This is a genomic window from Streptomyces sp. NPDC006294 (assembly GCF_042870895.1).
Classification (GTDB): domain Bacteria; phylum Actinomycetota; class Actinomycetes; order Streptomycetales; family Streptomycetaceae; genus Streptomyces.
Window position 1 is genome coordinate 131251 of the sequence record NZ_JBIAHV010000018.1, and the last position, 22240, is coordinate 153490.

At 70.2% G+C, this 22240-nt stretch carries 17 protein-coding genes and 2 pseudogenes; 12 read left to right on the top strand and 7 right to left on the bottom strand.

The genetic code is table 11. The features are described 5' to 3' along the window. The first annotated feature begins 306 nt into the window (after positions 1-306). The 3 genes from ACFYOP_RS28105 (at position 307) to ACFYOP_RS28115 (ending at position 5519) form a co-directional block, all read left to right on the top strand. A complete protein-coding gene (locus ACFYOP_RS28105) occupies positions 307-2586 on the top strand; it encodes a TOMM precursor leader peptide-binding protein (RefSeq protein ID WP_356899451.1) in 2280 nt (759 codons plus the stop codon). 23 nt (positions 2587-2609) lie between these two features. Beyond that, positions 2610-4253 carry a SagB family peptide dehydrogenase gene (locus ACFYOP_RS28110; protein WP_356899452.1) on the top strand — a complete coding sequence of 548 codons (1644 nt, stop codon included), beginning with the start codon at positions 2610-2612 and terminating at the stop codon, positions 4251-4253. Positions 4254-4346: 93 nt separating this feature from the next. Further along, positions 4347-5519 carry a histidine kinase gene (locus ACFYOP_RS28115; protein WP_356899453.1) on the top strand — a complete coding sequence of 391 codons (1173 nt, stop codon included), beginning with the start codon at positions 4347-4349 and terminating at the stop codon, positions 5517-5519. 25 nt (positions 5520-5544) lie between these two features. Here ACFYOP_RS28115 and ACFYOP_RS28120 read toward each other — a convergent pair whose 3' ends face one another. Next, positions 5545-6150 carry a response regulator transcription factor gene (locus ACFYOP_RS28120; RefSeq protein WP_356899454.1) on the bottom strand — a complete coding sequence of 202 codons (606 nt, stop codon included), beginning with the start codon at positions 6148-6150 and terminating at the stop codon, positions 5545-5547. A 550-nt stretch (positions 6151-6700) separates the two neighbouring features. Between ACFYOP_RS28120 and ACFYOP_RS28125 the strand changes: the two genes are divergently transcribed. From ACFYOP_RS28125 to xdhC, 3 genes are read left to right on the top strand one after another with little or no spacing between them, the layout of a single operon-like run. Beyond that, positions 6701-8182, top strand: coding sequence for an FAD binding domain-containing protein (locus ACFYOP_RS28125; protein WP_356899455.1), 1482 nt, complete (start codon positions 6701-6703; stop codon positions 8180-8182). Continuing rightward, positions 8179-10596 (top strand): xanthine dehydrogenase molybdopterin binding subunit, encoded by a 2418-nt coding sequence (xdhB, locus tag ACFYOP_RS28130; RefSeq protein WP_356899456.1) that lies wholly within the window; start codon positions 8179-8181, stop codon positions 10594-10596. Before ACFYOP_RS28125 ends, xdhB begins: the two co-directional genes overlap by 4 nt. A gap of 1 nt (position 10597) precedes the next feature. Then, the gene (xdhC, locus tag ACFYOP_RS28135; RefSeq protein WP_356899457.1) at positions 10598-11425 is read left to right on the top strand and encodes a xanthine dehydrogenase accessory protein XdhC; all 828 of its coding nucleotides are present in this window, start codon (positions 10598-10600) and stop codon (positions 11423-11425) included. 220 nt (positions 11426-11645) lie between these two features. Here the strand turns inward: xdhC and ACFYOP_RS28140 are convergent, their stop codons facing one another. Continuing rightward, a complete protein-coding gene (locus ACFYOP_RS28140) occupies positions 11646-12149 on the bottom strand; it encodes a nucleoside deaminase (RefSeq protein WP_356899459.1) in 504 nt (167 codons plus the stop codon). 379 nt (positions 12150-12528) lie between these two features. On the opposite strand from ACFYOP_RS28140, the gene ACFYOP_RS28145 reads away from it, so the two are divergent. Beyond that, a complete protein-coding gene (locus ACFYOP_RS28145; RefSeq protein WP_356899460.1) occupies positions 12529-13224 on the top strand; it encodes a 2-phosphosulfolactate phosphatase in 696 nt (231 codons plus the stop codon). 49 nt (positions 13225-13273) lie between these two features. Here the strand turns inward: ACFYOP_RS28145 and ACFYOP_RS28150 are convergent, their stop codons facing one another. From ACFYOP_RS28150 to ACFYOP_RS28160, 3 genes and pseudogenes are all read right to left on the bottom strand, one after another. Further along, positions 13274-13483 carry a DUF397 domain-containing protein gene (locus ACFYOP_RS28150; RefSeq protein WP_356899461.1) on the bottom strand — a complete coding sequence of 70 codons (210 nt, stop codon included), beginning with the start codon at positions 13481-13483 and terminating at the stop codon, positions 13274-13276. Between the two features lie 152 nt (positions 13484-13635). Next, on the bottom strand, positions 13636-13845 hold the full coding sequence (locus ACFYOP_RS28155; protein WP_356899462.1) for a DUF397 domain-containing protein: 210 nt from the start codon (positions 13843-13845) through the stop codon (positions 13636-13638). Then, a pseudogene (locus tag ACFYOP_RS28160) lies at positions 13827-14417 on the bottom strand (DUF5753 domain-containing protein); the annotation flags it as partial. The pseudogene ACFYOP_RS28160 and the gene ACFYOP_RS28155, both read right to left, overlap by 19 nt. Before the next feature lie 86 nt (positions 14418-14503). On the opposite strand from ACFYOP_RS28160, the gene ACFYOP_RS28165 reads away from it, so the two are divergent. Both ACFYOP_RS28165 and ACFYOP_RS28170 read left to right on the top strand, forming a co-directional pair. Next, on the top strand, positions 14504-14635 hold the full coding sequence (locus tag ACFYOP_RS28165) for a hypothetical protein (protein WP_388453230.1): 132 nt from the start codon (positions 14504-14506) through the stop codon (positions 14633-14635). Next, positions 14632-14862, top strand: coding sequence for a hypothetical protein (locus tag ACFYOP_RS28170; protein ID WP_388453233.1), 231 nt, complete (start codon positions 14632-14634; stop codon positions 14860-14862). The genes ACFYOP_RS28165 and ACFYOP_RS28170 overlap by 4 nt, the downstream gene beginning before the upstream one ends. Before the next feature lie 198 nt (positions 14863-15060). Here ACFYOP_RS28170 and ACFYOP_RS28175 read toward each other — a convergent pair whose 3' ends face one another. Further along, positions 15061-16473 (bottom strand): non-reducing end alpha-L-arabinofuranosidase family hydrolase, encoded by a 1413-nt coding sequence (locus ACFYOP_RS28175; protein ID WP_356899463.1) that lies wholly within the window; start codon positions 16471-16473, stop codon positions 15061-15063. A gap of 958 nt (positions 16474-17431) precedes the next feature. Between ACFYOP_RS28175 and ACFYOP_RS28180 the strand changes: the two are divergent. Continuing rightward, positions 17432-17578, top strand: a pseudogene (locus ACFYOP_RS28180) (IS5/IS1182 family transposase); the annotation flags it as partial. Positions 17579-18071: 493 nt separating this feature from the next. Here ACFYOP_RS28180 and ACFYOP_RS28185 read toward each other — a convergent pair. Continuing rightward, entirely contained in the window at positions 18072-18734 is a 663-nt protein-coding gene (locus ACFYOP_RS28185; protein ID WP_356899464.1) for a 4'-phosphopantetheinyl transferase superfamily protein, read from the bottom strand. A 38-nt stretch (positions 18735-18772) separates the two neighbouring features. Here ACFYOP_RS28185 and ACFYOP_RS28190 point away from each other — a divergent pair, with 38 nt between their 5' ends. After that, positions 18773-20344 carry an FAD-binding oxidoreductase gene (locus ACFYOP_RS28190; protein ID WP_388453238.1) on the top strand — a complete coding sequence of 524 codons (1572 nt, stop codon included), beginning with the start codon at positions 18773-18775 and terminating at the stop codon, positions 20342-20344. 205 nt (positions 20345-20549) lie between these two features. Next, positions 20550-22240 (top strand): beta-ketoacyl synthase N-terminal-like domain-containing protein (locus ACFYOP_RS28195; RefSeq protein ID WP_356899466.1); only part of this gene is annotated, 1691 nt, incomplete at its 3' end.

A 22240-nucleotide genomic window follows, 5' to 3' on the forward strand; every position in this document is an offset into this window, starting at 1 on the left:
ATCAGTGAGCGGGGCCTGGTGCATGGGGTCTCCCCAGGCCCGCAAGGGCCGAGGGACGCATCGCAAGGCGGAGGAAGAAGTCCACGCGGAGCGTGGGCGACTGACGACGACGCAGCGAGGTGCGGTGCCAGGGCACGCGAGCCCGGCAAGATCCGAACGAGAGGCCCGGGGGGCGGGGCCGACGTCCCGCAGACGTACTGTCGCCCGCCCGCCGGCCGTTCCGTGGCTGTGACGGAACGGCCGGCGGGCGCGCGGCACGCACACCGAAGCGAAGAGTTCCCGTCCACGTGTCAAGGGGAGGCAGTGATGGATGAACAGCCCAGCAGATCGGGTCTCGCCTTCAAACCCCATCTCAAGGCGGAGGTCGTCCCCGGTGAAGGGGTGTACCTCGTATCGGAACGCGGTGTGACCGCACTACGGGGGCCGGGTGTCACCGCGCTCGCTCCCCTGCTCGACGGAACCCGCAGTCTCGACCGGCTGGTGGCCGACGCGGAGCGGATGGTCCCCGCCCAGCAGGCGCAGCGGGTCGTCTCCCAGCTGCTGACGGCCGGTCTGCTCGACGACCGGGACCCGTCGGCGGCGGGACCCGCCGCCGATCTGGCGTTCTGGGAACTGGCCGGAATCGACGGGGTGACCGCCACCCGGCGGGCGTTCGGCACCCCGGTGGAGGTCGTCGGCGTCGGGCGGACGAGCCGCGCGAGCGTCGACGGGCTGGCCGACGCGCTCCTGGCGGCCGGCGTCCGGCTGCACTCTCCGGAGGCCGCCGGCACGGCCGGCTTCACGCTCGCCGTCTGTGACGACTACACCGACCCGGCGCTCGGCGAGATCGACGCCGCCCACCGGGAGTCCGGGGTGCCGTGGCTGCTGATGCGGTTCGTCGGCGAACAGCCCTGGATCGGGCCGGTGTTCCGCCCCGGCGAAGGGCCGTGCTGGACCTGCGTCACGGACGCGCTGCGCCGCAACCGTCCGGCCGAGACCTATCTGGACCGGGCGCTGGGCCGGCGGGCCTTCACACCGCCCTCGTCACTGGCGGCGGGCCGGTCCGCCGGAGTGCATCTGGCGGCGCTGGAGGCCGTCAAGTGGCTCGCCGGGCACCGTCACCCCGGCCAGGACGCCATCTGGCGGCTCGACACGCTCACCCTGACCGGCCGTCACCACCCGGTGCGCCGCCGCCCGCAGTGCCCGGCGTGCGGAGACCCCGGGGCCGTCGCCCGCCGGGTCGGCGCTCCGCTGACCCTGCGCAGCCGCAGCAAGGCGGCGGTCGACTGCGGTGACCGGTGGCTGTCGCCGGAGGAGATGCTCCGCCGGTACGAGCATCTGGTGGATCCGCTGACCGGTGTCGTCAAGGAGGTCCGCCGCGACAGCCGTGGACCGGAGTTCCTCAACTGCTTCCACGCCGGGCACAATCCGGTGCACTCGCCGGACGGGCTGTCCTCCGTACGGGCGGGGCTGCGCAGCACCAGTTCCGGCAAGGGCACCACGGCGCTCAACGCCCGGGTCAGCGCCCTGTGCGAGGCGGTCGAGCGGCACAGCGGCTTCTTCCAGGGCGACGAGCCGACGCTCCGCGCCTGCTACCGGGAGGTCGCCGGCCGTGCCGTGCACCCGGACGAGGTGCAGCTCTTCCACCCGCGGCAGTTCGAGGACCGCGAGAACTGGAACGCCTCCCACGGGCCGGCTCACCACATCTGCGAGCCTTTCGACGAGACCGTGCCGCTGGACTGGACACCGGTGTGGTCGCTGACCGAGCGCCGGCAGCGTCTGCTGCCGACGTCGATGCTCTACTACCAGGCTCCGCGCACCCCGGGAAGCCGGTTCTGCTCGGCCAACTCCAACGGCGCCGCGGCGGGCAGCTGCGTCGAGGACGCCATCGTCCAGGGCTTCCTGGAGCTGGTCGAGCGCGACGCCGTCGGCCTGTGGTGGTACAACCGCACCCGGCAGGCGGCGGTCGACATGGAGGCGTTCGACGACCCATGGGTTCGGGAAGTACGCAAGGGACACGCCGGCCTGCACCGGGAGCTGTGGGCCCTGGACCTCACCACCGACCTCGGCATTCCGGTCTTCGCGGCGGTCTCGCGGCGCACCGACAAGCCGGCGGAGGACATCACCCTGGGGTTCGGTGCGCACTTCGACCCCCGGCTCGCGCTGCGCCGGGCGCTGGCGGAGGTCAACCAGATGCTGCCGCCCGTGGCGCAGGTGCGGGCCGACGGCACCCAGTACCTCTGCGACGACCCGGTCGCGCTGTCCTGGTGGCAGGGCGCCACGGTCGCGAACCAGCCGTATCTGCTTCCCGGTCCGGGGCTCCCGGCCACCGTCCCCGGCTGCTACGTACCCGTCCGCCGGGGCGATCTGCGGGACGACGTGACGGCGATCGGGGAACTCGTCGCCGCGCACGGCATGGAGCTGCTGGTTCTCGACCAGACACGCCCCGATGTCGGACTGCCCGTGGTGAAGGTCGTCGTGCCGGGACTGCGGACGTTCTGGACGCGGTTCGGTCCGGGACGGCTCTACGACGTTCCGGTGCGGCTCGGCCGGCTGCCCGCCCCCACCCGCTACGAGGACCTCAACCCGGTCCCGCTGTTTCTTTGACACTGTGAGAAAGGTCCTGAGCCGTGCCCACATCCCCGCTGCCCCCCACCGGTCCGGAAGTCGGTCTGGTCGAGTTGTGGTCACTGCGTCACGACACCCTGCTGGAACTGCCCGACGAGACCACCGGGACCCCCTCGGCGGGGATCTCCCCCGACGAGGCGGCGCTGCTGTCGACCCGCTGGGGCGAGACGCGGCTGCCGATCACGGACCCGGTGGTCCTCCTGGCGCTGGAACGTCTGTCGTACGGTCCGGTGTCGCTGGACAACGTGGTGGCCGGCATCAGCGCACCGGACGGCCCCAAGAGCCCGGAGCGCGACGTGCTGGCGTCCCTCCTGCGGTCGATGGAGAACGTCCTCGTGCGGTCGCTGGCCACCAAGGACGGCAAGACGCTGCTGTCGGTGGTGCCGATCTCCCGGTACGCCCGCTTCCGGCCGGCCGCCACGCCCGCCGACGCCGTTCTGCGGCTCTCCCGCTTCGCCGCGCTGCGCACCCACGAGGACGGTCTGTGCATCGAGTCGCCGCTCTCCGGGCAGCGCGTGGTGCTGCACCAGCCCCGTTCGGGCTGGCTGGTGAGCTGCTTCGCCCGCCCGTTCACACCGCAGGAGGCGGCGGGGCGTCTGCGGATGCCGGTGGACACCGTGCGCCGGGCCGTGTCGTATCTGGAGGCGTCGGGCATGGTGGTCAGGGGGACGCCGCCCGCGGCCGGTGCGGAGGAGACCGGTACGAAGGAGCAGTACGCCTTCGCCGAGGACCACGATCCGGCGCTGCTGCCGTGGTCGCCGCACGATCTGATGCTGCACGCCCGCAGCCGGCAGGGCCGCCACGACGACCCGGTGGGCGCCACGGACGGCTTCACGGACATGCTGGCGGCGGAACCCGTGGTCGCCCGTGCCCACCCCGGTCCGGAGCGGGTGCCCCTGCCCGTCCCCGAACTGGACCGTGTCCTCGACCGCGATCCCCCCTTCACCGTGGCCCTCGAGGCGCGCCGCTCGGTGCGCGACCACGGCGAACGGCCGCTGGATCTCGCCCAGGTGGGCGAGCTGCTGTACCGCTCCGCGCGCGTACGGTCCATGGGGGCCTTCCGGCCCGACGACGGAGAGCCCGTCCTCACCAGCCGTCCGTACCCGAGCATCGGCGGCGCGTACGCGCTGGAGCTGTACCTCACGGTGAGCAACTGCGCGGGCCTCGCTCGCGGCACCTACCACTACGACCCGGTCGAACACGCCCTGACGCGGGTGGACATGGCGGCCGAGAGCCTGGACGAGCTGCTCGCGGAGGCGCGTTCGACGGCGGGTCTGACGGCCGAGCCGCACGTACTGATCACCATGACGGCACGGTTCCGCCGGATGACGCTGAAGTACAGCGGACTCGCCTACAGCGGGCTGCTCAAGGACGTGGGCGTGCTCCAGCAGACGCTGTACCTGGTGTGCACGGCGATGGGTCTGGGGCCGTGCGCGCTGGCGATCGGCGACAGCGACCTTTCCGCGCACGCGCTCGGGCTGGACTGGCGTACGGAGTCGGCCGTGGGCGAGTTCGTCGTAAGCACGCTGCCCTCCGAGCCGGGCGCCGGCGGCCCGCTGACGGCCGACGTGGAGGTGCACGGACATGACTGGCATGTCCGGTGCGCCGAGGAGCTGCGGCGCGCCCTCGCCCACACCGCCGAATGACGGAGTCCGCTGAGGAACGTACGCTTCCGGCCACTTGGAGCCCGGTGCCGCATATGCTGCGGATACTGGAGCGCCTTCAGGTGAGGAGCCGTCATGCGTCGAACAGCGTCGCCCTCCCGTGACATTCCGCTCGAAGACGGGCTGGCCCCCCGGACCGAAATGGCGCCACGGGTCGCCGTCGCCATCACGACCGTGGTCATCTGCGGCTTCTTCGCGGTCGCCGTCACCTATGTGCTCCAGACCCGGTACACCCCGCTCAGCCTGGTGGGCTGCTTCGGGCTGCTGCTGCTCCTGCTGGGGCTGCAGCTGTGCCATTCCTTCCCCTCGTCCATGCCGCGTGCCGTGACCCGGCACAACCGCTGGACGCTCGCCGCGCAGGCCCTGCTGACATACGCGCCGTTCACCGTCTTCGGCGCCGCCTGGCTGGGCATGCCCGGCTTCCTCGCCGCGTCCTCGCTCCTCGTGCTGCGCACCGCACTGGGCTGGCTCGCCTTCGGCGGCGTCGTGGTGACCACCGGACTGATCCAGTTCGCGGTCGGCTTCGGCATGGGAGAACTGGCGTACAACTGCGTCGCCACCAGCCTCACCGGCCTCGTCGTCTACGGGTTGAGCCGGCTCGCCGACCTGATCCGCGAGGTTCTGACCGCACGCGAGGAACTCGCCCGACTGGCCATCACGCAGGAACGTCTGCGCTTCGCGCGCGACCTGCACGACCTCCTCGGGTACAGCCTCTCGACCATCACCCTGAAATGCGAACTCACCTCCCGCCTGGTCCGGTTGGACCCGCAGCGCGCCGAGACAGAGATCACCGAGATCCTCCAGACCGCCCGTCAGGCGCTGGCCGACGTCCGCGCAGTGGCCAGCAGCTACCTGCACATGAGTCTGCGCCGCGAGATCAGCTCCGCCGAGTCCCTGCTGCAGACGATCGGCATCCGGACCGAGGTGCGCTCGGACGTGGAACTGTCCGAGGGGCACATCGACACCGTCATGGCGACGGTGCTCCGCGAGGGCATCACCAACGTACTCCAGCACAGCAAGGCCCAGCACTGTGTGATAGAGACGGCTGCGATCGGGAACCGCGTGCGGATCACCGTCGCCAACGACGGTGTGGGGGCGGAGCGTTCGACCCTTCACCCGGTCAACCCAGGGGGCGGCGGCAGCGGTCTGAACAACCTGATCACCCGGGTGGAGGCGCTGGGCGGCCAACTCACCGCGGGCGTACGGGAGGACGGCTGGTTCCGGCTCACCGCGGAGGTCCCCCGCTAGCCGCCGGCCCGCCCGCCCCGCCCGTTCAGAGCCAGCCCATGTCCCGGGCGATGCGGACCGCGTCCATCCGGTTGCGGGCGTTGAGCTTGGTGACGCTGGTCGTCAGATAGTTCCGCACCGTTCCGGCGGACAGGAACAGCCGGCGCGCTATCTCCGGCACGTCCTCCCCCTCCGAGGCCAGCCGCAGCACCTCGGTCTCCCGCGCGCTCAGCGGATTGTCGCCCACCTGGAGCGTGGCGACGGCCAACTGGGGGTCGATGACCTGCTGACCGGCCGCCACGGACCGTATCGCCGCGGAGAGTTGATCAGGATCGGCGTCCTTGAGCAGGAACCCCGACGCATGGGCCTGAAGGGCCCGCATCAGGTTGCCCGGCCGCCCCAGACTCGTCAGTATCACGGTCCGGCACTCCGGCAGCTGCTCGTGCAGCAGACCCGCGGCTCTGATGCCGTCCATCCCCGGCAGATCGATGTCCAGGACCGCCACATCGGGCCGCACCTCGAGCGCCTTGGGCACCACCTGGTCCCCGGCCTCCACCTCGGCCACGACTTCCAGGTCCGACTCCAGCTCCAGCAGAGCCACCAGTGCCCTGCGCAACATGAGCATGTCCTCGGCAAGCAGGATTCTGACCATCGTTCCCCCCGTGACGCCGCATACGCGGGCGGTCCGTTCCCTTTCGGCCGATCTTAGTCGCGCGACGGTCACCCGAGGCCGTACGGCGGCATGCCGACCGCCGGGGGCCTGCGGCCGCCCCTACCCCGGCGCCACGCAATCCGAACCTGCGGGGTCCGGCGTCGTCTCAGCCTCTTGACCTCGGTGACCCGAGCCACTAGCTTGCGGTAATCGTCGACCCATGACTCCCGGAAGGAGGCGACCAGCGGATGTGCACCAGTTCTGACCTCGGTCGCCTCGCCCAGTGCACCGTCTGGGTTCCGGGCCGGATCGCGCACGGCTGCTGAGCACGCCGTTCTGATGTGCCCTCGCGTGGCACACTCCGGGTTTCCCGTCACCGCATTCCAGCACGTCGCTGTCACGTGCCTCCCTGCGCCCGCTCCTCTCACGTGGCGCGTCTGAACCCTTTCTGCGCCCGCTCCTCCCACGCGGCGCGTCTGCACACAGAAAGCTGCCTGAAATTGGCGAACATCATGAACCGACCGATCGCGCACCGAAACGAGGGCCCGTCATGGTAGCGGCGCGGATCACGGTCAACGGGAAAGAAGCACCGATCTCACCGGCCGCACCCCACACCACAGCGCTGGACTTCCTGCGCGAGCGCGGCCTCACCGGAACGAAGGAGGGGTGCGCCGAGGGTGAGTGCGGCGCCTGCTCGGTCCTGGTGGCGCGGCCCGGGGTGGACAAGCCCACCGACTGGGTGGCGGTCAACGCCTGCCTGGTCCCGGTCGCGGCGCTCGACGGCCAGGAGGTCATCACCTCCGAGGGTCTCGCCACCGCCGGCGAACCCGGCAAGCCGTCCACCCTGCACCCGGTGCAGCAGGAGATGGCGGAGCGCGGCGGTTCCCAGTGCGGTTACTGCACGCCGGGATTCGTCTGCAGCATGGCCGCCGAGTACTACCGGCCCGACCGCTGCGCGCACGCCGACTCCGCCGACAGCACGGACCCGGACGGCGGCAGCGACGCCGAGCACGGTCCGAACGGCTTCGACCTGCACGCCCTGAGCGGAAACCTGTGCCGCTGCACCGGGTACCGTCCGATTCGCGATGCCGCGTACGCCGTCGGCGCGCCCACCGGCGAGGACCCGCTGGCGCAGCGCCGCGAGCAGGCCCCGCCGGCGCCGGCCGCCACCGAGTACGTCCAGGACGACAGCGCGTTCCTGCGGAGGAGCACCCTGGCCGAGACGCTGGAGGTGCTGCGCGAGCGGCCCGACGCGGTGGTGGTCGCCGGCTCCACCGACTGGGGCGTCGAGGTGAACATCCGCTCCCGCAGGGCTGGTTGCGTGGTCGCCGTGGACCGGCTCGCCGAACTGCGGGAGCTGCGCGTCGCGTCCGACCACATCGAGATCGGGGCGGCGCTGACGCTCACCGAGATCGAACGCCGCCTCGACGGCGACGTCCCGCTGCTGGCCGAGCTGTTCCCGCAGTTCGCGTCCCGGCTCATCCGCAACGGCGCGACCCTCGGCGGCAACCTGGGCACCGGCTCCCCCATCGGTGACAGTCCGCCGGTACTGCTCGCGCTGGAGGCGTCGGTGGTGCTCGCCGACGCCGACGGCGAGCGCGAGGTCCCGCTGGCGGAGTACTTCACCGGCTACCGGCAGAGCGTGCGCCGTCCCGGCGAACTGATCCGCTCGGTGCGCATTCCGCTGCCGCTGTCGCCGGTCACGGCCTTCCACAAGATCGCCAAGCGGCGCTTCGACGACATCTCCAGCGTGGCGGTCGCTTTCGCGCTCGACATCGAGGACGGGATCGTCCGCAAGGCACGCATCGGCCTGGGCGGCGTGGCCGCCACCCCGATCCGCTCCCTCGCCACCGAGGCGGCCCTGGAGGGCAGGCCGTGGACGGCGGAGACCGTCGAGGCCGCGGCCCGGACGCTGCGCGGCGAGGGCACACCGATGAACGATCACCGCGCCAGCGCCCTCTACCGTTCCGCGATGCTGGGCCAGAGCCTGCTGAAGCTGTACGCACAGACCACCGAGGCGGTGCCGTCATGAGCCATCTGTCCGAGCGTCCCGAGAAGTCCGTCGTCGGCGTCTCGATGCCGCACGAGAGCGCCGTCCAGCATGTCACCGGTACCGCGCTCTACACCGACGACCTGGTCCAGCGCACCAAGGACGTGCTGCACGCCTACCCGGTCCAGGTCATGAAGGCCCACGGCAGGATCACCGCGCTGCGCACCGAGCCCGCGCTCGCCGTGCCCGGCGTGGTGCGTGTGCTGACCGGCGCCGACGTGCCCGGCGTCAACGACGCCGGGATGAAGCACGACGAACCGCTGTTCCCCGACGAGGTCATGTTCTACGGCCACGCGGTCGCCTGGGTGCTCGGCGAGACGCTGGAGGCGGCCCGGCTCGGTGCGGCGGCCGTCGAGGTGGAACTCGACGAACTGCCCTCCCTGATCACGCTGCAGGACGCCATCGAGGCCGGCAGCTACCACGGCGCCCGGCCCCTGATGGTGGCCGGCGACGTCGACGCGGGCTTCGCCGACTCCGCGCACGTGTTCACCGGCGAGTTCCAGTTCTCCGGCCAGGAGCACTTCTACCTCGAGACGCACGCGGCACTGGCCCAGGTCGACGAGAACGGGCAGGTGTTCGTCCAGAGCAGCACCCAGCACCCCTCGGAGACCCAGGAGATCGTCTCGCATGTGCTGGGCGTACCCAGCCACGAGGTGACGGTGCAGTGCCTGCGGATGGGCGGCGGCTTCGGCGGCAAGGAGATGCAGCCGCACGGATTCGCGGCCGTCGCCGCGCTCGGCGCCAAGCTGACCGGCCGGCCGGTCCGGTTCCGCCTCAACCGGACCCAGGACCTGACCATGTCCGGCAAGCGCCACGGGTTCAACGCCACCTGGAGGATCGGCTTCGACGCCGAGGGCCGTATCCAGGCCCTGGACGCCACGCTGACCGCCGACGGCGGCTGGAGCCTGGACCTGTCCGAGCCGGTGCTGGCCCGAGCGCTGTGCCACATCGACAACACCTACTGGATCCCCAACGCGCGCGTCGCCGGTCGCATCGCCAGGACCAACACGGTCTCCAACACCGCGTTCCGTGGCTTCGGCGGACCGCAGGGCATGCTGGTGATCGAGGACATCCTGGGCCGCTGCGCGCCGCGGCTCGGCCTGGACCCCATGGAGCTGCGGGAACGCAACTTCTACCAGCCGGGTCAGGGTCAGACGACGCCGTACGGGCAGCCGGTCACGCAGCCCGACCGGATCTCCGCCGTCTGGCAGCAGGTGCAGGAGAACGGCGGCATCGCCGATCGCCGGCGCGAGATCGCCGCCTTCAACGCCGCGCACCCGGACACCAAGCGGGCCCTGGCGATCACCGGCGTGAAATTCGGCATCTCGTTCAACCTCACCGCCTTCAACCAGGGCGGCGCGCTGGTCCTGATCTACAAGGACGGCTCCGTCCTGATCAACCACGGCGGCACCGAGATGGGCCAGGGCCTGCACACCAAGATGCTGCAGGTGGCCGCGACCACGCTGGGCATCCCGCTGCACAAGGTGCGCCTCGCCCCGACGCGGACCGACAAGGTGCCCAACACCTCTGCCACCGCCGCCAGTTCTGGAACGGACCTCAACGGCGGGGCGATCAAGAACGCCTGTGAACAGTTGCGCGAGCGACTGCTGCGGGTGGCCGCCTCCCAGCTGGGTTCCAACGCCTCGGACGTGCGCATCGTCGACGGCGTCGCGCGCACCCTGGGCAGCGACCTGGAGCTGGCCTGGGACGACCTGGTGCGCACCGCGTACTTCCAGCGGGTCCAGCTGTCGGCGGCCGGTTTCTACCGGACCGAGGGTCTGCACTGGGACGCGAAGACGTTCCGGGGCTCGCCGTTCAAGTACTTCGCCATCGGCGCCGCCGCGGCCGAGGTCGAGGTGGACGGCTTCACCGGGGCGTACCGCCTGCGGCGGGTGGACATCGTGCACGACGTCGGCGACAGCCTGTCCCCGTTGATCGACATCGGTCAGGTCGAGGGCGGCTTCGTGCAGGGCGCCGGCTGGCTGACGCTCGAGGATCTGCGCTGGGACACCGGCGACGGTCCCCACCGCGGCCGGCTGCAGACGCAGGCCGCGAGCACCTACAAGCTGCCGAGCTTCTCGGAGATGCCCGAGGAGTTCAACGTCACGCTGCTGGAGAACGCCACCGAAGAGGGCGCCGTGTACGGGTCCAAGGCGGTGGGCGAGCCGCCGCTGATGCTGGCGTTCTCGGTGCGGGAGGCGCTGCGGCAGGCCGCCGCGGCGTTCGGGCCGAGCGGGGTCAGCGTCGAGCTGGCTTCGCCCGCGACGCCGGAGGCGGTGTACTGGGCGGTCCAGGCCGCTCGTCAGGGCGACGCCTCCCGGAACGGTCACGCCCTCGACGGGGTCGCCGCCGGCGGCGGGACCCGGACCGGCGCAGAAGCGCTGAGCGGTGCCTGACATGACGTGGATCGCCGCGGTCGCACGGTTGCGAGCACGCCGGGAGTCCGGCGTGCTGGTCACCGTCGCGACCGTGCGCGGCCATGCCCCGCGCGACGCCGGTGCGAAACTCGTCGTGGGCCGGACGGAGACGTGGGGCTCGATCGGCGGCGGCAACGTCGAGGCCGTGGCGATCGACCGGGCGCGGGAGATGATCGCCGCGTCCGAGCCCGAGCCGGAGCTGATGGATTTCGCCCTGAACGACAAGGTGACCAACCGGCACGGCGTGCAGTGCTGCGGCGGCACGGTCTCGGTGCTGCTCGAACCGCTGCCGGTGGTACGGGCGGTGGCGATCTTCGGCGTCGGGCACGTCGGGCTGGAACTGGCGCGGATCCTGGCCCGTCAGGACCTCGACCTCCACCTGGTCGACAGCCGCTCCGACATCCTCGCCGAGGAGCGGCTCGACGTGCTGGCGGACGCGGTGGCGCAGGTGCACGTGCATCACACGCCGCTGCTGCCCGAGGAGGTGCTGGAGGAGTTGCCGCCCGGCACCCACGTCCTGATCATGACCCATGATCACGCCGAGGACGCCGCCCTGTGCGACGCCGCCCTGCGTACGCCCCGTCTCGGCTCCATCGGGCTGATCGGGTCGGCGGCCAAGTGGGCGCGCTTCCGCAAGCGCCTCGCCACCGAGGGCGGTCATGACCAGGCCGCCATCGATCGGATCAAGACCCCGATCGGGCTTGCCGACATCACCGGCAAGGACCCCGCGACCATCGCCGTGAGCGTCGCCGCCGATGTGCTGCGCACCTTCGAGGCGGAGGGCGCCTGCGAGACCGAGGGCGCCTGACTCTCCGCCCCGGCCCGACAGGGGTGCCCCGCGCGTGCCGACGCACGCCTGCGGGGCGCCCCTTCGGCACGACGGTGATCGCGCGCGGGCGGCCGACCGCCGGCGATGCCCGGCGTACGGGGGCGGGCGGGGAAGGGGGCGAGGGCGAGAAAAGCAAAAGCCCCAGGTCACGATGAGTGAGTCCTGAGGCTTCCACAGAGCGGCCGTGCCGGCCGTCTTCTCAGTAGTCGACGCGGTCGGACTTGGCCAGCCACGCGTCGAACGGCGCCGTACGGTTGGGCATGTCCACTCGCTCGATGGCCATCGGCCACAGCTCCGCGGGCTTCTTCTCGAACAGGTCGTAGAACTTGCGGTCGTCGAAACCGGCCACCGCGGCGTCATCCCGGTCAGCGGCGAAGACGATCCGGTCGACTCGCGCCCACAGCGCGGAGGAGAGACACATCGGGCACGGCTCGCACGAGGTGACCAGGACACAGCCCTCGAGCGAGAAGGAGCCCAACTTCTGGCAGGCGGCACGGATCGCGCTCACCTCGCCGTGCGCCGTCGGGTCCAGGCTCGACGTGACCTGGTTGTTCCCGATCGCGACAATCTCGCTCCCCATGGCGATCAGCGCGCCGAACGGACCGCCGCCGTTCCTCACACTGTTGGTGGCGAGGCCGATGGCCTCCTCCATCCAGGCGCGCTCGAGCTCCTGGATGCTCGCTTCACGGGTGTGCACGGTCATGGTCACTCCTTTGTCGCAGACGGTGGGTACTCCCCGAGCGAGGCTCCGCGGATGCCGCCGCGAGATCTGGTCGGTCATCAGCCGGCCTCGGAGTGTCCCCCCGTTACTGGGCAGGTGCTGTCTATGCGCAACAGCGCAAGTACACCCGCCGGGCCCTGTCGCGGGTCAGTCACCGAAACCATGAAGGAGTTGCCTGGTCAGCTCCCACCTCTTGTGGATTCGCACGAAAGGCGGGGCGGACGGCGTCGTAAGGCGTGCCATGGGCGACGACCCGTGTCCCGACGCGGGCAGTCTGAGGTGCCGCCTTCCGAGAACGGGGCGAATGTGTTGCGCATCACTCTCTGCCTACTCGGGGGCCTGCACGCGCGATCATGATCGTATGGACGCTCGTTTCCTCGGCATCGCCGAACTGACCGAAACCCCGTCCGTGGCGGTCGTGGTCGACGTCATGCGTGCCTTCACCGTGGCCGCCTGGGCCTTCGCCCGGGGCGCGGAAGAGATCGTCCTCGCTGAGTCGCTGGACGAAGCCCTGGCGCTCAAGGCCCGCCACCCGGATTGGGTGGCGCTCAAGGACGGTCCGCCCGCGCCCGGGTTCGACCTGGTCAACTCACCGGGCCTGGTGCGGCCTGTCGACCTCGGCGGTCGGACCGTTGTGCAGAAGACCACGGCGGGGACGGTCGGCGCCCTCGCGGTCAAGGACGCGTCGCTGGTGCTGTGCGCCGGTTTCGTGGTGGCGGAGGCGACGGCTCGACTCCTGCGGACGCACAAGAGTGACCGTGTCACCTTCGTGGTCACCGGCGAAGACGGGCAGGCCGAGGAAGATCTGGCCTGTGCTCAGTACATCGCCCGGCGGGCCACGGGGAGCGGGGCGAAGTCAGGGACGGATGCTGCCGAGTTCGTCCGCCGCGCTGCCGAGTCGCGCGCCGCAGCCGAGCTGGCGGAGGGTGTGCGTCAGGGAGTCCATCCTGACGACGTCGCACTCTGTCTCGAGGTCGACCGGTTCCCCTTCGCCATGGTGGCGACCCTGGAAAGTCCGCTCATGGTCCTCCGTCCGCGCCCCGCGCCTTCGCCGTAGCGCGCGAAGTCGCGGGCGACCAGGGCGAGATGCGCCGTTGCCTTGCGCCTCAGTCGCTCAACTGCCCGTTCCTGACGGCCGAAACGAAGGAAGCCCAGCCGACAGCCGGAAACACGAGGACCGGGCCGTGCGGAACCTTGCTGTCCCGCACCGGGACGGCGGCGGCGAAGTCGTCAGAGACCTCGACGCACGCCCCACCGTCCTGGTTGCTGTAACTGCTCTTGCGCCAGGACGCGGCAGTCAGGTCGATGGATCGCACGTTGCTTCCTCCAACATCCGCAGGCCGTTCTCGGAATACGCCACGGTCCTGCCCTCCGGGAAGGAGCAGGTACACATGTCCGCGCGCCGCGCCTTCGCCGTAGCGCGCGAAGTCGCGGGCGACCAGGGCGAGATGTGCCGCTGCCCTGCGGCTCAGTCGCTCAACTGCCCGCCCTTGACGGCCGAAACGAAGGAAGCCCAGCCGACAGCCGGAAACACGAGGATCGGGCCGTGCGGAACCTTGCTGTCCCGCACCGGGACGGCGGGGGCGAAGTCGTCGGAGACCTCGACGCACTCGCCACCATCCGAGTTGCTGTAGGAACTCTTGCGCCAGCTGGCGGCGCTCAGGTCGATGGATCGCACGGTACTTCCTCCAAAATGGCCAGGACGAACTTCAGCGACTCGGCCGGGGGCAGCGCCAGGTCGCGCATCGCATCGTACTTACGCTGCAGTCCCTCAACCGGCGCGTCGGATTCGATGAGTTCGCCACGGTGTGCGTTCTCCGTATACGCCACCGTACGCGCGCCTGGAAGCCGCAGGAACATCAGTGCGGTGCTGTCCAGACCATGCATGCCCGCGCTCAGCGGAAGTACCTGCAACGTCACGTTGGGGCGCTCGGCCATTTCCGCCAGGTACGCGAGCTGCTCCCGCCACTCCCCCACATCCCGCAACGGCGTCCGCAGCACCGCCTCCGACAGGATCGTCCGGAACGGCGGCGCGTCCTCGCCCTCCAACAGCTCGCGCCGCCCCATCCGCGCGGCGACCTGCTGTTCGAGCTCCTTCCCCTTGAGCCCGCCCGCCGCCAGCACCTCCCGTGCGTACCCCGGCGTCTGCAGCAGCCCCGGCAGCACGCTCACCGCGAAGTGCCACAGGCTCACCGCCTCCGCCTCCAGCGCCATGTACCGCCGGTAGCGCTCGCGGAACTGCGTATGGTCCCGGCACCCCCAAGATCCAGGAGGCGATCGAAGCCCGCGACGCCCTCGCCGCCGCTCTCTCCCGGGCCGGGATCCAGCTCCCCGCGATGGACATCCGCACGCCTTGGGCCGACGACCGCAAGGCCGACGCGCAGTACGCGCTCGTCCACCTCGGCGTGTGCTCGGCCCCCGTAGCCCATCTGCTCGCGGACGTGATCACGAAGGGGATCGCCGGGTGACGGCGGACGCCGACGGTACGCTCACCCGCGGCGTGGCCGTCCACGACAGCGCCCACGACCGCGTCGGCCGCGTCATGGGCCACGAAGGCCCGTACGTCCAGGTCCGCCCGCTCGCCGGGGGCCGCGAATGGGACGCCGAGCCCGACCGCCTGCGTCCCCTCACCCAGGACGAGCTGCTGAGCGCCCTCGTCGCCGAGGTGAACGCCCGGAGCAGCCGGCCCGGATGAGGAAGCCGCCCCTTCCCATGGCCGACGCGGTGGAGACGGTCGTCCTCCACCCACGGTCGGTGGAATCCCGGCCGACGCACGGCCGGGGTTCCACGAGAGGGTGAGTACCGGTCAGCCGGTGGAGTCGCCCACGCCGTGAACCGCTCCTCAACGCGCCGGCAGACCGCACCACATCGCGATCACCGTGGAGCAGGCGGGTCAGCGCTGCAGGGTGAGGACTCCCGGCCGGTACGGCAGTTGGTCGTAGGGGCCACCCGCGGTGGGGGACTTGCCCTGGTAGAGGAACTGCAGGTTGCAGGGGTCGATGGTCATGGTCTCGTCGGGGTTGTTGCGGACCAGATCACCGTGGCTGATGTCGTTGGTCCAGGTGGCACCGCTGTTGGCTTTGCCCGCGAAGGGGTTGCTCTCGGCGGCGGCCTGCGGGGTCCACGAACCGCTGAGGCTGGAGGCCGTGAACGAGCGGAAGTAGCGCCCGTTCGCACCCATCGCCTCAACGATCATGAGGTACTGGTCCCGGCCCTGCACCTTGTAGACCTGCACGCCCTCGAACAGGTTGGCCGTCGAGTCGCTCATGATCGTCGTGTACGACGAGCCGAAGTTGCCCGGGAAGTTCCCGATCGGCATGCTCGCCCGGTAGATCTTGCCGTTGTCACCGGCGAAGAACAGGTACATGTTCCGGCCGTCGCCGATCAGGGTCTGGTCGATCGGGCCGGTGCCGGAGCCGGAGATGCCGCCGGTGAACAGCGGCTGCGGTGACGACCAGCCGTTGGGGTCGGTGGGGTCGCTCGACGTGCGGTAGACGAAGGGCGACGCACCCCACTGGTATGCCAGCACCCAGATGTTCTTGGGCGCGAAGTAGAACAGCGTGGGCGCCACCGCGGCCTGGTTCATCCCGGTCTGGCGGGCCGACGCCATGTCCGACCAGTTCGTGAACGGTCTGAACGTCATCGAGCCGTACGACGACCCCGACGAGTTGGAGGCGTAGACCAGGTGCTTGCCGTTGTGCACGACGCTGGTGAAGTCCTTCAGCGAGACCCACCCGTTCGCCGGTTGCGCCAAGGCGCCCGTCGACGTCCACCGGTACGTCGACGGAAGAGCGCACGTGCCGCCCGGGGACAGGCCGGTCCATTTCTGGCTGCTGCCGCCGTTGCACGTCCGGATCTCCACCGCCGTGCCGTTGGCCGTACCGGAGCCCATGACGTTCAGGCACAGCCCGGACTCCACACCGACGATCGTGCCGTCGGCGTTCACCCGCCACTGCTGGTTGGCACCGCCGGAACAGCTCCAGATCTGCACCCGGGTACCGGACGCGGTGGCATGGCCGGGAACGTCCAGGCACTTACTGCCGTACACGGTCAGCTGGCTGCTGTCCGTCAACGTCCACTGCTGGTTGGTCCCGCTCCAGCAGTCGTAGATCTGCAGGTACGTGCCGTTGGTCTCGCTGGCGCCCGGCACATCGAGACACCGACCCGAACCAACACCGCGTAACGCGCCACTGGTGGCCGCCTGAGCCGGGTTGGCGACGAGCATCGCCGCCAACGCGACCAGGACCGCGACCGCGGCGGCGAGCGCCGAAGGCAGGTGCCTGCGGCTGACATTTCCACTGTGCATGGGGACTTCCCAAACCTTGAGTAAGCGGTTCCGGTTGGCCCCCCTCAGAGGCTGTCCGGACTGTCGATGTGGAAGACCGAGCCGCCGAGCGAGCAGTGGCGGCCGTCGGCGCGCAACAACCCACGATTGATGTGGCCATGACACATCCAGGTTGCGACACGCTCCTTGCTTCTCCGTGTTTCGGTGGGCGTGATCCTCAGTCACCCCGCTGCGCGAGTGGAGCCACCCTGACGTTCGTGATATCGAACACAGTTCGAATGACCGAGCAGACTGAATATCAGGGAACCAGCGAGCGGCGTCAATACCTTGCGCATGATTCGCGACCAGTAACGAAACATTCGGAGCCGCGTGAGCGGCGGCCCAACTCCTCGGCTCGGCATAGGCCCAGCGGCGGGAGCTGCGAATACGTCGAACAGATCACGGGGCGCTCCGCGGTCGGCGAGGGCGCGGCTGCTCGCCGAAGACGGCGGACTGCCGGGGAGGCGTGAGAAAGGCGGCGGCATGGAAGAAGCGAGAGGACGCGAAGCTGTCGAGGGCGAAGATCACGCATCGCGCCGGAGTCGGGTGACAGGCGACGCCGAGGCATGCCTCTCGCCCAGCCTCCCGCAGGAGACTCACCGCGCGGTAGAAGTGCGGGCCCATGTCGGGGTTGTCGTGGGTCTGCGTGCCGCGGTCGTAGTGGTGAGCTCAGCACAGGATCCGCTGGTGCGCGGGAGTGCGCCGGGTCGCCGGCCGCAGGCGGACGTCCAGTGGGACGACGTCGCCCTTGAATCGTCGGCGTACTCAGGGGTGCCGTGCCCGGCGTTGCCGAGAGCAGGGAAAGGCACCGGTGCAGACGGCGTTTGCCGGTACTTCGGGAGCGTACTGGGCACCCAGAGGGCGTTGAGTCCCGTTCCTGATGATGTGGTGTCCCCTGTTCGTGGCCGATGGGGCGGTTTCATCCACGTCATGTCATGTCATGTCATGTCATGTGCATGATGGGGTCGCGGGCAGGGAACGGATGCCGTTCGCAACCGACTCGCCCGACGAGCAGTGGGCGTTGATCGAACCGCTGGTCACCGCGTGGAAGCAGGAGCGGGTGGCGCGGTCGGCGACCGGCGTGCCCGCACCGCACATAACGCGCACAGGCAAACCGCAGGTCAGGAACCCTTCGCGGCCGGTTCGAGGATCGCGACGCACTCCACGTGGTGGGTCATCGCAAACATGTAGAGCCAAAAACAGGTTAAAGAAAACCGCAGGTCATCGGCGCGCGAGACGCGAAACGGACTCAAGATCAATGTGCATTACGTGCGCCGTGGGCGCTGCGTGCAACCTCTGACGCACGCCGGAGAGCAACGCCGGGCCTCCACAGGCTGGTGGGGCTGCTCCCTCCCTGCTTCCTGCAGGTCAAGGGCGACCTCCGGAGCCTACAACGATTCGCATCTGCGGTCAGCTGTCCCAGAGTGTTTCAGGACTCACACTGGCCCATTGCCGACTCCCCCAGCACGCCATCAGGCCTCGGCGAGCGCCGCGTCCGGGACACCCCACCTCCTCACACCCTGCCGACCAGCTGAGCATATGGATGCACATCGAGGCTGATGCGTCCCCAGGCCCTCCGGCTACAGGGAGACCGCCGTCAGCACGAGACCACGGCAGGCCAGCCAGTGGCCGCCGACCGCCGTGGGCGCCCTGCCAGCCCAGCCGGGCCGCTGGCGCAGGACCGAGGCACGGAAGAACGGTATCTCGGCTTCGAACTCCACCTCGGCGTCGTCAAAGCCGAGGCGGTCCCCCGTCATGGAGAACCAGCTCTTGAAGACCGACTCCTTGGCGCTGAACAGCAGACGGTCCCAATGCACCGAAGGGTACAAGTCCGCCAGCGCAGCCAGCGCGGGACGCTCCGGGGCGATCGTCACTGCCTCCAACACCCCTTGTGGAAGCGGACGGTGTGGCTCGGCATCGATGCCGAGCGACATGACGTCCTCACGGCTGGCCACCGCGGCACCGCGATAGCCATCGCAGTGGGTCAGGGATCCCAACACTCCGTCAGGCCACGACGGCACACCGTGCTCGTCCGGCGGCAGGGGAACGGCCGGTCGGCCCAGCGCTGACAGCGCCGCACGGGCGCAGTGGCGTCCCGTGGCGAACTCCCGCCTCCGCGCCTCCACCGCACTTGCGATCGCAGTCTCTTCCTCCGGGAACAGTGAGACGTCCGCCACGTCACCGAACACCTCCGCTGTACGCACCCCCGCCGGCACCAGACCGGCGATCAGGTCCGCGACCATCCCGTCCCTCCTTTTTCGAAGCGCTCCAAAACCTTTGCGTGACAGGTGAATTAGGATCCGACGGCAACAGTACAGCTTCACTTCCGTGTCGAAGGCAGGAGAACCGCATGAAGCACATCCATTTCGTGACCCCCGGCGATATCAGGTACGAGGACTTACGCCGGGGCGAGAACCTCCGCTTCGTCGGCGATCCGGAAGAGATACATCTGGTGGGATCCGCCACTGAGATCGAGCAGGTCCTTTCGCATGCCGTCCGATCGGGGAAGCGAGTCGCCGTGCGCAGTGGAGGTCACTGTTACGAGGACTTCGTGGCCCATCCCGATGTCCGTGTGGTGATGGACATGTCGCGGCTGTCGGCGGTCGGGTTCGACGAAGAGCGCGGCGCGTTCGTCGTCGAGGCCGGTGCCACGCTGGGCGCGGTCTACAAGACGCTGTTCCGGATGTGGGGCGTGACACTGCCCGGCGGGGCGTGCCCCGATGTGGGGGCGGGCGGGCACGTCCTCGGCGGGGGCTACGGCCCGCTGTCCCGGATGCACGGCTCGATCGTCGACTACCTGCACGCGGTCGAGGTCGTCGTGGTCGACGCGTCGGGCGACGCGCGGACGGTGATCGCGACGCGCGAGCCGGACGATCCGAACCATGATCTGTGGTGGGCCCACACTGGGGGCGGCGGCGGGAACTTCGGCGTGGTCGTCAGGTACTGGCTGCGGGCCGCCGAGGCCGACGTACCGCCGGAGCCCGGCCGGCTGCTGCCGCGGCCGCCGGCCGAGGTGCTGCTCAACACGACGGTGTGGCCGTGGGAGGGGCTGGACGAGGCGGCCTTCGCGCGGCTCGTACGGAACCACGGCAGGTGGTTCGAGCAGAACAGCGGCCCCGACTCCCCCTGGTACGACCTCTACAGCGTGCTGGCCCTCACCCGCAGCCAGTCCGGTGCCCTCGCGATGACCACGCAGCTCGACGCGACCGGCCCGGACGCGGAGAAGCGGCTGGAGACGTATCTCGCGGCGGTCTCCGAGGGTGTGGGCGTGCAGCCGCACAGCGACACGCGGCGGCTGCCGTGGCTGCACTCGACGCGCTGGCCCGGGATCGCCGGGGACGGCGACATGACCGGACGGGCCAAGATCAAGGCGGCGTATGCGCGCCAGAGCTTCGACGACCGGCAGATCGGCACCCTGTACACGCGCCTGACCAGCACCGACTACGACAATCCGGCCGGGGTCGTCGCGCTCATCGCCTACGGCGGCAAGGTCAACGCCGTCCCGGCGGACCGGACCGCGGTGGCGCAGCGCGACTCCATCCTCAAGATCGTGTACGTCACAACCTGGGAGGACCGCGCGCAGGACCCGGTCCACGTGCGGTGGATCCGCGAGCTGTACCGGGACGTGTACGCGGACACCGGCGGCGTACCGGTACCCGGTGGCGCCGCCGACGGCGCGTACGTCAACTACCCGGACGTCGACCTCGCGGACGAGGAGTGGAACACCTCCGGGGTGCCGTGGTCCGAGCTGTACTACAAGGACGCCTACCCGCGCCTCCAGGCGGTCAAGGCGCGCTGGGATCCACGGAACGTGTTCCGGCACGCACTCTCCGTGCAGGCTCCGCCGGCCTGAGACGGCACCGAGGGGTACGGGTTCCCGCGCGGGGACCCGTACCCCTCGGCGCTTCCGCCCCTGCCCGCCCGCGAGTTCAGCGGTCACTAGGGGATCGATAGGGGTGTAGGGGCCAACGATCATTTGATTACAGTCGGCAACTGCCTTTGCGTGTGCCGCAGGGGGCCTTTCTCATGCATTTCACTTACTGGGGGATCACGGTCGCATGTCTCAATTCCGCGACGGCTTCACCGAGGTCGGGATACCGGACGACGCAATCGCCATAGTGGGGCTCTCCTGTAGACTCCCCGAGGCCCCCGACAAGAGCGCGTTCTGGGAGCTGCTCCGCGACGCGCGGCATGCGATCGGGAAAGTGCCGCAGGACCGGTGGAACGCCGAGGAACTTCCCCCCGCCGCACGGCACGGCGCCTTTCTCGACCGGGTGGACACATTCGATCCCGCATTCTTCGGCATATCGCCGCGCGAAGCCTCGATGATGGACCCCCAGCAGCGGCTCATGCTGGAACTCTCCTGGGAGGCTTTCGAGGACGCCGGCATCCCCCTGCGGCAGGTGCGCGGCAGCCGTACCGGGGTCTTCGTCGGTGCGATCGCGAACGACTACGCGGTGCTGCTGAACCGGCAGGGGCTGTCCGCCGTCACCCAGCACTCGCTGACCGGGACCCAACGCGCCATCATCGCGAACCGGGTGTCGTACACCCTCGGGCTGCGCGGTCCCAGTCTCACCGTGGACACCGCTCAGTCTTCCGGCCTCGTCGCCGTCCACCAGGCCTGCGAGGCCCTGCGCTCGGGCGGTTGCGAACTCGCCGTGGCGGGTGGCGTGAACCTCAACATCGTGCCGGAGAGCGCCCTCGCCGCCGACCGGTTCGGCGGGCTGTCGCCGGACGGCCGCTGCTACACCTTCGACGCCCGCGCCAACGGCTATGTCCGCGGTGAGGGCGGCGGGGCCGTCCTCCTCAAGCCCCTCGCCCGGGCCCTGGCCGACGGCGACTCGGTCTACTGCGTGATCCGCGGCGGCGCGGTCAACAACGACGGCGCCACGGACGGACTCACGGTGCCGAGCACGGCCGCGCAGAGTGAGGTGCTGCGCCTGGCCTACGACCGGGCGGGCGTCGACCCGGCGGACGTCCACTACGTGGAGCTGCACGGCACGGGCACCGCCCTCGGCGACCCCATCGAGGCCTCGGCCCTGGGCGCCGTCCTGGGCACGGCCGCCGGCCGCCGACTGCCCCTCACGGTCGGCTCGGCCAAGACGAACGTGGGACACCTGGAGGGTGCCGCCGGAATGGTCGGTCTCCTCAAGACCGCCCTGTCCCTCCATAGGCGCCAGATCCCGGCCAGCCTCCACTACGAGACACCGAACCCTCGGATCCCACTGGACGAACTCAACCTGCGCGTGCAGCAGTCGCTGACGGACTGGCCGGAGCCGGAGTCCCGGCCGGCGCTCGCGGGCGTCAGCTCCTTCGGGATGGGCGGCACCAATTGCCACCTGGTCCTGCAAGGGGTGCCAGCGGCCGAGCCCGCGACCCGTGACGGCGGCGGGACTGAGCGTCGGGCCGGTGTGGTGCCGTGGCTCGTCTCCGGCCGCGGGGAGGACGCCCTGCGGGCGCAGGCCGGGCGGCTGCGGTCGTTCGTCGCGGACCGGCCCGGACTGGATGTGGACGCCGTGGCGCAGTCCCTGGTGACCTCCCGCGACGCCCACGAGAACCGGGCAGTCGTCCTCGGCTCGGACCGGGAGAGACTGCTGAACGGGCTCGCGGCACTGGCCGCGGGAGAGCCCGCGTCGCGGGTCGTACGGAGCCGGGGGTCCGTGGACCCTGCGCAGGGGCGGTTGGCGTTCCTGTTCTCGGGGCAGGGCAGTCAGCGGGCCGGGATGGGACACGAACTGTACGAGGCCTT